Raw genomic sequence first — 13,724 nt, forward strand, 5'->3', positions numbered from 1 at the left:
AATTTCGGAACGGCTTTTCGCTTCTAACTAAACTTAATCTATACTTAAAAACAATATTTCTCTTCTTCTTTTACTTTTTCAGCAATTTCTTTACGTAAATCTACAATATCTGGATAATTTGCATATTTAGTAAAACGTTTTAAGCCCATAAGCATCATACGTTGTTCATCACCTTCAGCAAAAGAAATAATACTTTCTTTTCCTTTTTCTTCTACGATATCCACGGCGTGATATAAATATAATTTGGCCATAGCAATTTGCGCAGATTGGGCGTCTTCACCAAAGCGTTTCGCATTCTTTTCGGTTCTTAAAATAGCCGATTCTGCCATATAAATTTCGATTAAAATATCAGCAGCAGCAATTAATAATTGTTGATGTGCTTCTAAATCTGGACCAAATTTTTGAACAGCTCCACCAGCAACCATTAAGAATGTTTTCTTCAGTTTCTTAATCATTTCTTTTTCTTCAGAAAATAATTCAGAATAATCTGGTGTATCAAATGAAGGAATTCCCATTAATTCATCCTGTACCTTTTGAGCAGGGCCTAATAAATCAACATGACCTTTCATGGCTTTTTTAACAAGCATACCAACAGCTAACATCCGGTTGATTTCGTTTGTACCTTCGTAAATACGAGCAATACGTGCATCTCTCCAGGCGGCTTCCATAGGTGTCTCTTCCGAGAATCCCATACCACCAAAAATTTGAATGCCTTCATCAGCAGCATTCTGAACATCTTCAGAAACAGCTACTTTTAAAATAGAACATTCAATAGCATACTCTTCAACACCTTTTAATTCTGCTTCTTGATGCGAATTTCCAGCGGCTTGACGCAAAGCAATACGATCTTCAATGTTTTTAGACGCTCTATATGTTGCCGATTCTCCAGCATAAGCGCTTGCAGCCATTTCAGCTAGTTTTACTTTAATAGCACCAAAATCTGAAATGCGTGTATTGAATTGTTTACGTTCATTGGCATAATTTACAGCCGTTGTTAAAATTCGACGTTGCGAATCTAAACAAGCAGCCGCTAATTTTATACGACCAACGTTAAGAGCATTCATAGCAATTTTGAAACCTTCACCACGACCTGCTAACATATTTTCAGCTGATACAACTGTATCACTAAAGAAAACTTGACGTGTAGAACTGGCGCGAATTCCTAATTTATGTTCTTCTTCACCTAGAGTAATGCCATTTGGGTTTTCTTTGTCATATTCTACAATGAAACCTGTAATATTTTTATCATCCTCTATTCGGGCAAAAACAATCATTAAGTGACAAAAGCCTGCGTTTGAAATCCACATTTTCTGACCGTTAATTTTATACGATTTTCCATCATTAGATAGGGTAGCGGTTGTTTTTCCAGAATTGGCATCCGATCCAGCACCTGGTTCTGTTAAGCAATAGGCACCAAACCATTCACCCGAGGCTAATTTTGGTACGTATTTTTGTTTTTGTTCTTCAGTTCCGTAAAGTGTAATTGGCATTGTTCCAATTCCAGTATGTGCGCCAAATGCGGTACTAAAAGATCCGGTTCCACTTGAAATATAGTCGCAAGTTAAAACAGTAGATACAAAGCCCATACCCATTCCACCGTATTCTTCGGGAACAGCTACACTTAAAAAGCCCATATCACCAGCTTTTTTCATAACCTCTTCCGTTAAGGCAAAATCTTTTGCTTCAAAGCGGTTTTTATGAGGAATAATTTCTCGGTCATTAAATTCTTTAACCGATTCTTTCATCATTGTTTGTTCTTCTGAAAAATCTTCAGGTGTGAACACATCTTCGCAATTCGTTTCTTTTACAAGAAATTGGCCACCTCTTAGGATGTCTTTATCTTTTTTTGCTTCCATTTTTTTGTTGATTCTAAACAGCTAGTAACTAAATTCTAAACTGTATTTTGTTGATTTAATTTCTGGTTACGTCTAATTTTTTAGACTGGGTTTTATAACGTGTTTATTTCAGGAATTCAAAAATTCCACAAGCACCTTGTCCTGTTCCTACGCACATGGTTACAGCGCCATATTTACCGGCCATGTTGCGTTTGCGCATTTCATCAAATAACTGAACTGATAATTTGGCACCAGTACAACCTAGTGGATGACCTAAAGCAATGGCGCCTCCATTTACATTAATGATATCTGGATTTAAGTCTAATTCTCTAATTACGGCTAATGATTGAGAAGCAAAGGCTTCATTCAATTCTATGAGCTCCAAATCTGACTGTTGTAAACCAGCTTGTTTTAATGCTTTTGGAATAGCTTTTACAGGACCAATACCCATAATACGAGGCTCAACACCAGCAGCAGCATAGTTTACTAAACGCGCAATGGGTTCTAAACCTAATTCTTTAACCATATCCTCACTCATAACCATAACAAAGGCAGCACCATCACTCATTTGCGATGAGTTTCCAGCAGTTACACTTCCTCCAGCAGCAAATACCGCTCGTAATTTTGCTAAAGCTTCTTTACTTGTCCCTGCACGTGGTCCTTCATCTTTGGTTACCGTATATGATTTTGTGGCCTTTTTACCATTAGCATCTACATAGGTTTGTTCAACTTCTATAGGTACTATTTGATCTTGAAAACGATTTTCAGCTTGTGCTCTTAAAGCTTTCATATGTGAATGGTATGCAAACTCATCTTGATCTTCACGAGATACGTTGAATTGCTTGGCTACGGCCTCAGCCGTATTTCCCATACCCCAATAATAATCCTCATGACCAGATTTAACAAGGTCATAATTTAATTCTGGTTTAAAACCTGTCATAGGAACCGAACTCATGCTTTCTGCACCTCCTGCAATAATACAGTCGCCCATTCCAGCTTGAATTTTAGCCGTTGCCATTCCTATTGTTTCTATTCCAGATGAACAAAAACGGTTTACAGTAACACCAGGAACATCAACAATATCTAATCCCATTAAAGAGATTAGTCGTGCCATGTTTAAACCTTGTGAACCTTCTGGCATAGCATTACCTACTATAACATCGTCAATGCGTTTTGGGTCTAAATTAGGCAGTTCTTTCATCATGTATTTGATGGTTTCTGCAGCTAATTCGTCTGTTCTTTTAAAACGGAACACACCTTTTGGAGCTTTCCCAACGGCTGTTCTATATGCTTTTACTATATATGCTTGTTTCATTTTTTTAGTTTCTTAATGGTTTTCCTGTTTTCAACATGTGCTGAATACGTTCTAATGTTTTACGTTCCGTACAAAGTGATAAAAATGCCTCACGCTCTAAATCCAATAGATATTGTTCGTTTACTAATGTTGGTTCAGATAAATCTCCACCTGCCATTACATACGCCAACTTATTAGCTATTTTCATATCGTGTTCACTAATATAGTTGCTGTCTTGCATGGAGTCTGTTCCTACTAAAAACATTCCTAAAGCTTGTTTTCCAAGAACTTTAATGTCTGTACGTTTTACCGGTTGCGTATAACCTGAATCTGCCATTAATTTGGCATGTTGTTTAGCAACGGCAATTTGTCGGTCCTTATTTACCACAACCACATCTTTACCTTTTTGTAGCAGGTTTAAGTCGAAAGCTTCATAAGCAGAAGTTGATACTTTAGCCATACCAATGGTTAAGAAATGCTCTTGTAGAATATTTAATTGGACATCGCCTTTTTCGAAAAGATCTTGAGCTCTTAAAGCCATTTCTTTAGAACCTCCACCACCAGGAATAACACCAACACCAAACTCTACAAGTCCCATGTAAGTTTCTGCTGCTGCAACTACTTTATCAGCATGAAGCGATAATTCACATCCACCACCTAAAGCCATACCGTGAGGTGCAGAAATTGTAGGGATTGAAGAATAGCGCATGCGCATCATGGTATCTTGGAAATATTTGATAGCCATATTTAATTCATCGTACTCTTGTTCGGCAGCCATCATGAAAATCATTCCTATATTTGCGCCCACAGAGAAGTTAGCGGCTTGATTTCCAACAACTAATCCGTCAAAATCTTTTTCAGCTAAATCTATCGCTTTATTAAGGCCAGCTAAAACATCGCCACCAATAGTGTTCATTTTGCTTTGGAATTCGCAGTTTAAGATACCATCTCCTAAATCTTCAATAACAACGCCTGAGTTTTTAAAGACTTCATTGGATTTTCTAATATTATCTAAAATGATAAAACTATCTTGTCCCGGAATTTTCACCTGCGCTTTCTTCGGAATATCATAAGCGTAAGTAGCACCTTCTTTTACTGTGTAGAAAGATTTGTTTCCTGATGCTAACATGTCATTCACCCAAGCATTAGGCTCTAAACCTTCAGCTTTCATCATTTCAATTCCGTTTTCAACACCAATAGCATCCCAAATTTGGAAAGGTCCATGTTCCCAACCGAAGCCTGCTTTCATAGCATCGTCAATTTTGTATAGATCATCTGCTATTTCAGGAATACGATTAGAGACGTAAGCGAATAATGCCGCAAAACTCTTACGGTAAAATTCACCCGCTTTATCTTTTCCTTTTACAAGAATTTTAAAACGATCAATAACTTTATCAACGGTTTTGGTTAATTCCAAGGTTGCAAAGTTCGCGCGTTTTTTTTCTCTATATTCTAATGTGTTTAAGTCCAGTGACAGAATTTCTGAAGATCCATCATCTTTTCTTACCTTCTTATAAAACCCTTGACCTGTTTTACTTCCTAACCATTTGTTTTCCATCATGGTATTGATGAAATCTGGTAATTCAAACAACTCTAAACGTTCATCTTTAAGGCAGTTTTCTCGAATTCCGTTAGCAACGTGTACTAAAGTGTCTAATCCAACAACATCTACTGTACGGAAGGTTGCCGATTTTGGACGGCCAATAACGGGTCCAGATAGTTTGTCTACTTCTTCAATAGTTAAATCTAAATCTTTAACAGCGTGAAATAAACTTTGGATACTAAATATTCCCACTCTATTTCCAATAAAGGCTGGTGTATCTTTAGCTATAACGGATGTTTTACCTAAAAACTTTTCACCGTACTCATTCAAGAAGTCCAATACCGCTTGATCTGTTTTTGGACCAGGAATAATTTCAAATAATTTTAAGTAACGTGCTGGGTTGAAAAAGTGTGTTCCACAAAAGTGTTTTTGGAAATCTTCACTACGACCTTCACTCATAAAGTGAATAGGAATACCCGAGGTATTAGATGTAATTAAAGTACCTGGTGTTCTGTGTTTTTCCAGGTTTTCAAAAACTTGCTTCTTAATATCAAGACGTTCAACAACAACCTCAATAATCCAATCTACATCTTTTACCTTTGCAATATCGTCTTCCAAATTACCTGTAGTAATGCGGCTGGCAAGTTTTTGATGATAAATAGGAGAGGGTTTAGATTTTAAAGCGGCTGTTAATGAATCATTAACGATGCGATTTCTAACTTCTTTATCATTTAAAGTTAGTTTTTTAGCTTCTTCTTTAGCGGTTAATTCTCTAGGAACAATGTCTAATAAAAGGACATCGACACCAATATTGGCAAAATGGCAAGCAATGCCGCTTCCCATAATTCCAGAGCCAATAACTGCTACTTTTTTTATTCTACGTTTACTCATATTATTTAAGATTGTGTTCTTTTTGGTTGTAAATTTTCTTGTTAGATATCATATTATTGATAATTTCTGCAACTTCATAAAAGCTTTCTAGTTTTTCTGCTGAAACATTTTTACGAATAGCTTCATTAAAAGTCAAAACTTTTTCTCTAGAATAGGCCCGTTTTTCACGACCAAATTCGGTTAAGTGAATAATAACACCACGACCATCTTCAGGGTTTGGTTTTCTCTCTATGAGTCCTTTATCCTGCATGATTTTCAAAGTTCTAGAAAGGCTTGTAGCTTCCATGCCCATTTTAGGACCTAATGATGTACTTGCTGTGCCGTGTTCAGGGTCTATACTTAGTAATGCAAATCCGGTAGACATACTTGTCTCAAATTTTGCTGCCTCTTCGTTATACATTTTATTAATAGCTAACCATGTGGTTCTAAATATATAATCGATGGTTTTATCCTTCATATTTACTTATTGGAAACCAAATATAGTAAAAATTTATTATGCACGCATAACAAATTGGAAAATTTTAACATTGCTATTGGACAAAAAAAACTCCTAAAGAATTAGGAGTTTGTTATTTAAGGACGGTATATTTTTTCGATGAGGTCTTTATAGATTTCTTTAATAACCTTTCGTTTCATTTTCATGGTCGGCGTTAAGTGTCCGCCTTCTATGGTCCATGCATCGGGTGTTATTTCAAACTTTTTAATTTGTTCCCAATGGCCAAACTTTTGGTTGGCTTCATCTATTTCTTCTTGAATACGATCGCGTAAAATTTGACTTGAAGGGATATCGTCTCTGGATTTTAACGGATAATTATGTCGTTTTGCCCATTCCTCAACAAATTCATAATTAATTTGAATTAAAGCAGCTGGCATTTTTTCACCTTCACCAATAACCATGATTTGCTCAATAAACCGTGATTGTTTAAATTTATTTTCTAATAGTGCTGGAGCTACATATTTACCACCAGACGTTTTAAACATTTCTTTTTTTCTATCTGTAATTTTTAGGAAACCATCTGGATCAATTTCGCCAATATCGCCCGTGTGGAAATAGTCATCTGTCATGACTTCTTTTGTTTTTTCAGGATCTTTAAAATAGCCCATCATCACATTTGGTCCTTTAACTAAAATTTCACCGTCGTCTGCAATTTTCACATGGACCTGATCAATAACGCGACCAACGGTTCCGACGCGAAAACCGCCGTCTCTCATATCGTTTACGGAAATTACGGGAGAGGTTTCTGTTAAGCCATAACCTTCCATGATTGGCATTTCAGCTGCTGCAAAAACACGTGTTAATCGCGGTTGCAATGCCGCGCTACCGGATACCATTAAATCCAATTGACCTCCTAATCCTTCTTTCCATTTACTAAAAATTAATTTTCTAGCTAATTTTAGTTGGGTTTCATACCACCAACCATTAGCGCCATAAGGTTCGTATTTTAATCCTAAATCTACAGCCCAAAAGAAAAGTGCCTTTTTAATTCCTGATAATTCACCACCTTTAGCGACAATTTTGTCAAAAACCTTTTCATAAAGACGCGGTACAGCGGTCATTACATTTGGTTTAATTTCTTTGAGGTTATCACTCATTTTCTCGATAGATTCGGCAAAATAAATTTCCACACCACAATATTGGTATAGGTACAAAATCATCCGTTCAAAAACGTGACAAACAGGAAGGAAGCTCAATGATTTAGAATGACCATAATCAAACGGTACTCGTTTTTCACTATTCAATACATTGGAGACTAAATTTTTATGAGATAACATAACGCCTTTTGGTCTTCCTGTAGTTCCCGATGTGTATATTAGAGTTGCTAAATCTTCACTTTTTACAGCCAATTTACGGGCATCAACTTCAGACTGATTGCTGGTGTCCATACCTAATTCTAAAATGTCATTCCAGCTATTTTCATTCACCACATCATCAAATGTGTAAACCGCCTTTAATTTTGTTTGACTCTTAATGTCATTTAATTTTTCTAAAATATCCCCATCCGAAACAAAGCAATAGGTGGCGCCAGAATGATTTAAAATATATTCATAATCTTCCTTGGAAATCGTTGGATAAATAGGCACATTTTGAGCGCCAATTTGTAAAATACCTATATCCATTACATTCCATTCCGTTCTGTTTGTAGTTGAAATTATAGCAATTTTATCATTAGGTTGTACGCCTAAACGCAGTAACCCACGACTAATAGCATTTGACTGATCCACATATTCTTGTGAGGAAATAGATTCCCATTTACCATTTTTTTTGGAAGTTAATGCCTTATCTAAATTGTATGTTTCCAACTGATGTTGTGGAAAATCAAAAATCCTGGTAATTTGAGTCATGTTTATATGAAGTTTGAAGACTTGCAAATTATGAAAAAAAACTGATATTAAAATGACTACAGAAAAAAAGGAGCTTGAAATATCCAAGCTCCTTGATTAGTAATTAATTATACTTTTAAATTATTTATTCATAATCCAATTTTTAGCATTTTCAAATGCTTCTAGCCAAGGAGACACTTCATCTTTTCGGCCTTCTGGATAATTTGCCCAGTTCCATTGGAATGTTGAGCGCTCAATATGCGGCATGGTTACTAAATGTCTTCCTGTTTTATCACACATCATAGCCGTATTAAAATCTGAACCATTAGGATTTGCAGGATAACCTTCGTAGCCATATTTAGCAACAATGTTATAATCTTTCTCCTTGTTAGGTAGACTAAATTTACCTTCGCCATGAGATATCCAAACACCTAATTTGCAGCCTTCTAAACTGGATAACATAACAGAATTGTTCTTCTGGATTTCCACAGAAGTAAATGAACTTTCGTGTTTTTTGGAATTATTATACGTTAATTTTCCATGTGTATCATGGTCTGGATTAACCAATTCGAGTTCCATCCAAAGTTGTGCGCCATTGCAAATACCAACAGAAAGAGTGTCTTCACGTTTAAAGAAATTCTTTAAAGCTGTGTTGGCTTTTTCATTGTATTTAAAAGCACCTGCCCAACCTTTAGCAGAACCTAATACATCTGAATTTGAAAAACCACCAACAGCCCCAATAAATTGAATATCTTCAAGTGTTTCACGACCAGAAATTAAATCGGTCATATGAACATCCTTCACATCAAATCCAGCTAAATACATGGCGTTAGCCATTTCGCGTTCAGAGTTTGAACCTTTTTCTCGTAGAATAGCGGCTTTTGGGCGAGATTCTTCACTAGCGTTCTGAATGGCAGGAAGTTTCCCAATAAAATGTTTAGGGAATATATATAATAATGGTTGGTTTTTATAATTATCAAATCTGTCTTGTGCCAAACCGTTTGCCGTTTGTTTTTGATCCAATAGGAAGGATGTTTTATACCAAACATCACGTAGTCTTGAAATGGTTAATGTGAAAACTTCATCATCATTAATAATGCTTAACACATCACTTTCTTGAACGGTTCCTATATTGAAGAATTCAATATTTGCGTCTGTTAATATCTGTTCGATTGAAACATCAGCTGCTTGAAAAACAATTCCTGTATTTTCAGAGAAACAGAGTTTGATAGAATCTGTTTCAGCCAAGTCCGTTAGATTTAATTCGGCTCCTAAATTTACATCTGCAAAACACATTTCTAAAAGTGTTGTAATTAAACCACCTGAAGCCACATCATGTCCTGCAACAATTTTGTCAGCTTTAATTAAATCCTGAATGGTATTAAAAACGGTTTTTACAAATTCTGGATTTGTTACATCTGGCGTTTCATTTCCAATGGCATTTAAGGTTTGGTTGAATGAACTTCCACCTAATTTAAAATCATCTTGAGAAATGTTGATATAATAGATGTTTCCCGCATTTTTTTGAAAAACAGGCTCTACAACTTTGGTAATATCATTACAATTTCCAGCAGCTGAAATAATAACCGTTCCAGGGGAAATAACGTCTTCATTTGGATATTTTTGCTTCATGGAAAGTGAGTCTTTTCCAGTGGGAACATTAATTCCTAAATCGATGGCAAATTCTGAAACCGCTTCAACAGCTTCATATAGCCGTGCATCTTCACCTTCATTTTTACAAGGCCACATCCAGTTGGCAGACAATGAAACACTTTCTAATCCATCTTTTAAAGGCGCCCAAATAATATTGGTAAGCGATTCTGTAATGGCATTTCTACTGCCAGCTTTTGGTGAAATTAATCCTGAAATAGGTGCATGACCAACAGATGTTGCAATGCCTTCTTTTCCTTTATAATCCAAAGCCATAACGCCACAGTTATTCAAGGGCAATTGTAAGGGGCCAGCACATTGTTGCTTGGCTACTTTTCCTCCAACACAACGATCTACTTTATTAGTTAACCAATCTTTACAAGCCACAGCTTCTAACTGTAAAACTTGATCTAAATAGATGAGTACGTTTTTCGATTTATATCTTGGATTCTTATATTTTCTGACAACCGTATTATCTGTCATGATGGTTTTAGGAGAGCTTCCAAACATATCTGCCAAGGCTAAATCCATAGGTTTTTCGCCAGTGGTTTTAGATTCAAACGTAAAACGGTCATCACCAGTAACATCGCCAACCGTGTACATTGGCGAACGCTCACGTTCTGCAATTTTTTGTAAGGTTTCAATATGTTTGTCAGATATCACTAATCCCATTCGTTCTTGAGACTCGTTTCCAATAATTTCTTTAGCCGAAAGGGTAGGATCTCCAACAGGTAATTTATCTAAATCAATTTTACCTCCAGTGTCTTCAACCAATTCACTTAAACAATTTAAGTGACCACCAGCACCATGATCGTGAATAGAAACAATAAAATTTTCATCACTTTCCACCATGCCACGAACTGCATTTGCAGCACGTTTTTGCATTTCTGGGTTGGAACGCTGAACAGCATTTAATTCAATTCCTGAAGCAAACTCTCCCGTATCTGCTGATGAAACGGCTGCGCCACCCATGCCAATTCGGTAGTTTTCTCCACCAAGAATAACTATTTTGTCGCCTTCTTTTGGTGTGTCTTTTATTGCTTGATCTGCTTTGCCATAACCAATGCCACCAGCTTGCATGATAACTTTATCATAGCCCAGTTTCCTTGCTTTTGCATTACTAGATGCTGTGTTTTCTTCGTGTTCAAATGTTAGCACAGAACCACAAATAAGTGGTTGTCCAAATTTGTTTCCAAAATCTGAAGCACCATTAGAGGCTTTAATTAAAATATCCATTGGTGTTTGGTACAACCAAGGACGTGCTTCCATTTTTTCTTCCCAAAATCTCTTTTCTTCCAATCGGGAATAGGCTGTCATATAAACAGCTGTTCCAGCCAATGGTAATGAGCCTTTTCCACCTGCTAATCGATCGCGAATTTCACCACCTGAACCTGTTGCAGCTCCATTAAAAGGCTCAACCGTTGTTGGGAAATTGTGTGTTTCTGCTTTCAGTGAAATAACAGAATCAAATTCTTTTATTTGGTAAAAATCAGGTTTTTCAGCCGTTTTAGGTGCAAACTGTTCTACTCGTGGGCCTTTTACAAAAGCCACGTTATCTTTATATGCTGAAACAATGGAGTTTGGATGTTGTTTAGATGTTTCTTTTATTAATTTAAAAAGTGAGCTTGGTTTTTCTTCACCATCAATTACAAAAGTGCCATTGAAGATTTTATGGCGACAATGCTCCGAATTTACTTGCGAAAAACCAAAAACTTCAGAATCGGTTAATGGTCTGCCTATTTTTTTTGAAACGCCTTCTAGGTATGCTATCTCTTCATCATTTAAAGCGAGTCCTTCTTGTTGGTTGTAAGCCGAAATATTATCAATATTTAAAATAGCTTCTGGCTTAATATCAATAGAGAAAGAATCTTGATGTAACCCGTTGTATTTTTCCGAAATCATAGGATCATAATCCTTGAAATCTTCATCAGTTGCTTGAAACTCTTCAATACGGATAATACCTTCAATACCCATGTTTTGCGTGATTTCCACAGCATTGGTACTCCAAGGTGTAATCATGGCAGCGCGAGGTCCAACAAAAAAAGCATCTAGAGATGCTTGTTCTATTTTTGGTTGGTTGCCAAATAACCACACTAATTTAGATATGGTTTCGGTTGATAATTCTTTTGTTGCTTGAACAGCAAATATTTTACTGTTTTGGTTTCCGAAGAAATGAATCATTATGTATGAGTTATAGTTGCCTTTCTATTCGTCTGGCAGGTTGTTTAAAATGCAAATTTACTTTTTTTCAACGTAATAATTACTATTTCTATTATTGAAAATGCCGAGTTATCCACGCTGTTATTAACCATAAAAAAAGCGACTTGTTAAAGTCGCTTTTTGAAATTATTTTTTAATGAGCTTTTTGCTTATTGAAGTTTCATTTTGTTTAATCTGCACAATGTACATACCACTACTTAACTGTTCGGTATTAATTATGTCCGATTTGTAGATAACTTTAGAGATTACCTTTTTACCAAGTACATTATAAATGTCTATTTGCGTTTGGTTCGGGTAATTTAAGTTAATGTTTAAACTGTTTTTTACAGGGTTAGGGTACATATTAATGTTCGAAATCGTAAAATCGTCCGTGCTTAAATTCGTATAACATGTCCAAGATAAATCATCGAAAGCAACCCTATTACTAGGACCACTATTATCATCAATAACAATTGAAACAGAACCTTCAATATTTATATTTGGAATAGTAATAGTTTGTGCAACATCTTGATCGCCATAAGGAATAGTGCCTACAATTGTATTATTCACTTTTAAATTGAACGTTCCACTTGTACCTCCAAATACACGTTTTGTGGTTACGGTAAAACTACCTATACCTCCAGTTGTAGTTGGAGCTGTGAGGCTTCCGTCTCTAATAGTTATAGCTCTATTGGTAATAGTTTGATCTGTTCTGGCTTCAGTTGCCGTCCAGTCGCCACCATTGTCACCTGTCCAGATTCTGGTAAGGTAATTACCAGCGTTTGCAGGAATACTCTCAAACGTTTCAGCCATGCAATTAACACCCACACCATTATCTGTTGTAGTTTCGCAAGCTTGGTTACTAAAACCTGATTCATTTCCTGCTGCATCTTTGGCTTTAATTGTAAAGCAATAGTAGGTGTCTGGTGTTAAACCAGGAACTGTAAAATTAGTGCCCGATGTATTAAAGGAATTAATGCCTTCAACATAAATATCGTAAGAAGTAACGGCAACATTATCAGTTGCAGCGGTCCAGTTTAAATCAATAGTATTATCGGTTGGATTAGATGCAATTAAGTTAGTAGGCATGGAAGGTGCTTCTGTATCTGGCGTTGGGTTCCAGATAGCATTTACATATTCAGGATGATCTACAAACGGGTTTCTATTAGATTGGTGGTTATAGAAAATATTATTATTTCTATCAATTTCTTTTTGGGAAACCGGATCCATAGCGTGCCATTGTAATAATATATTTAAGAAGGTTTCTTCAAAAACCACATCAGATGTCCCATTGAACATGGCGTAACCTCCCCAACCCGCAACTTGATCTTCATAACGGGTTGCAAAATAGAAATGAATACGAGCAATATCGCCTTTAAATTCATCAATTGGTTCAAAAACAGTTCCTGAATATCCTGCAGAATAGCCACTATTTAAATTTCCACCTAATTTGGAGCCGTTTTGTGTTGGATTTGTAATACCATTTTGGTTTGTTAAGTTGGAATCATCCACTCTTCCAAACGGAAAACTACCTCTAAATCCATTAACACGGCCATCAGTTGGTAGTAACTCATGTGCATCACTGCGCATTGGCGTTTGCTCATTAAAAACAGATTGCGGAATTACGTGCTCTTTATTGTAACAGTCACCTTCACTATTATAACTGCCACATTCGTCAGTTCCTGGTGTAAATGTGTATGGGTCTGGGCCATTAGGGTTTTCAGAATATGGGTCTAAAATAGTATTACTTCCCACTTCATAATAATTATCTAATTCATAAGTAGAAATAAAACCATCCATAGCATTGTAGCCTTGGTCATTATGGTAATACTCTGGTGTTAAACCGTCATCTGCAGTGTTAATTATGCGTTTTAATTGGGTTTTGAGCGTGTATCCTGTGCCAGTAGCTGAATTGTAATAATTAGTTGGAATCTGTGCAAAAGCAACGGTGCTTATTAATAAAACGAGTAGGGTGTAAAGTTTTTTCATG

General features: G+C 36.1%; 7 protein-coding genes. All 7 read right to left on the bottom strand.

All coding sequences use genetic code 11. The features are described from left to right. Positions 1-44: 44 nt before the first annotated feature. The 7 genes from ACFPH8_RS10000 to ACFPH8_RS10030 all read right to left on the bottom strand — a co-directional run bounded on the left by ACFPH8_RS10000 (position 45) and on the right by ACFPH8_RS10030 (position 13,723). Positions 45-1,856: an acyl-CoA dehydrogenase family protein gene (locus ACFPH8_RS10000; RefSeq protein WP_376860589.1), complete on the bottom strand. Its 1,812-nt coding sequence runs from the start codon at positions 1,854-1,856 to the stop codon at positions 45-47. 103 nt (positions 1,857-1,959) lie between these two features. After that, entirely contained in the window at positions 1,960-3,150 is a 1,191-nt protein-coding gene (locus ACFPH8_RS10005) for an acetyl-CoA C-acyltransferase (protein WP_248400482.1), read from the bottom strand. 4 nt (positions 3,151-3,154) lie between these two features. Beyond that, positions 3,155-5,563, bottom strand: a complete 2,409-nt coding sequence (locus tag ACFPH8_RS10010; RefSeq protein ID WP_376860591.1) for a 3-hydroxyacyl-CoA dehydrogenase/enoyl-CoA hydratase family protein — start codon at positions 5,561-5,563, stop codon at positions 3,155-3,157. Between the two features lies 1 nt (position 5,564). Next, positions 5,565-6,020 (bottom strand): MarR family winged helix-turn-helix transcriptional regulator, encoded by a 456-nt coding sequence (locus tag ACFPH8_RS10015; protein WP_376860593.1) that lies wholly within the window; start codon positions 6,018-6,020, stop codon positions 5,565-5,567. Positions 6,021-6,136: 116 nt separating this feature from the next. Then, positions 6,137-7,906 (bottom strand): AMP-dependent synthetase/ligase, encoded by a 1,770-nt coding sequence (locus ACFPH8_RS10020; RefSeq protein WP_376860595.1) that lies wholly within the window; start codon positions 7,904-7,906, stop codon positions 6,137-6,139. A gap of 120 nt (positions 7,907-8,026) precedes the next feature. Continuing rightward, complete coding sequence (gene purL / locus ACFPH8_RS10025) at positions 8,027-11,716, bottom strand: phosphoribosylformylglycinamidine synthase (protein ID WP_376860597.1); 3,690 nt, start codon at positions 11,714-11,716, stop codon at positions 8,027-8,029. Positions 11,717-11,881: 165 nt separating this feature from the next. Then, a complete protein-coding gene (locus ACFPH8_RS10030; RefSeq protein ID WP_376860599.1) occupies positions 11,882-13,723 on the bottom strand; it encodes an endonuclease in 1,842 nt (613 codons plus the stop codon). Between the last annotated feature and the right edge of the window lies 1 nt (position 13,724).

This window comes from Bizionia hallyeonensis (assembly GCF_042657385.1).
GTDB lineage: Bacteria > Bacteroidota > Bacteroidia > Flavobacteriales > Flavobacteriaceae > Algorimicrobium > Algorimicrobium hallyeonense.

Excerpts from the sequence above, each read along its gene's own strand:
- ACFPH8_RS10000 (WP_376860589.1), bottom strand. The coding sequence starts at position 1,856 with ATGGAAGCAAAAAAAGATAAAGACATCCTAAGAGGTGGCCAATTTCTT.
- ACFPH8_RS10005 (WP_248400482.1), bottom strand. The coding sequence starts at position 3,150 with ATGAAACAAGCATATATAGTAAAAGCATATAGAACAGCCGTTGGGAAA.
- ACFPH8_RS10010 (WP_376860591.1), bottom strand. The coding sequence starts at position 5,563 with ATGAGTAAACGTAGAATAAAAAAAGTAGCAGTTATTGGCTCTGGAATT.
- ACFPH8_RS10015 (WP_376860593.1), bottom strand. The coding sequence starts at position 6,020 with ATGAAGGATAAAACCATCGATTATATATTTAGAACCACATGGTTAGCT.
- ACFPH8_RS10020 (WP_376860595.1), bottom strand. The coding sequence starts at position 7,906 with ATGACTCAAATTACCAGGATTTTTGATTTTCCACAACATCAGTTGGAA.
- purL (WP_376860597.1), bottom strand. The coding sequence starts at position 11,716 with ATGATTCATTTCTTCGGAAACCAAAACAGTAAAATATTTGCTGTTCAA.
- ACFPH8_RS10030 (WP_376860599.1), bottom strand. The coding sequence starts at position 13,723 with ATGAAAAAACTTTACACCCTACTCGTTTTATTAATAAGCACCGTTGCT.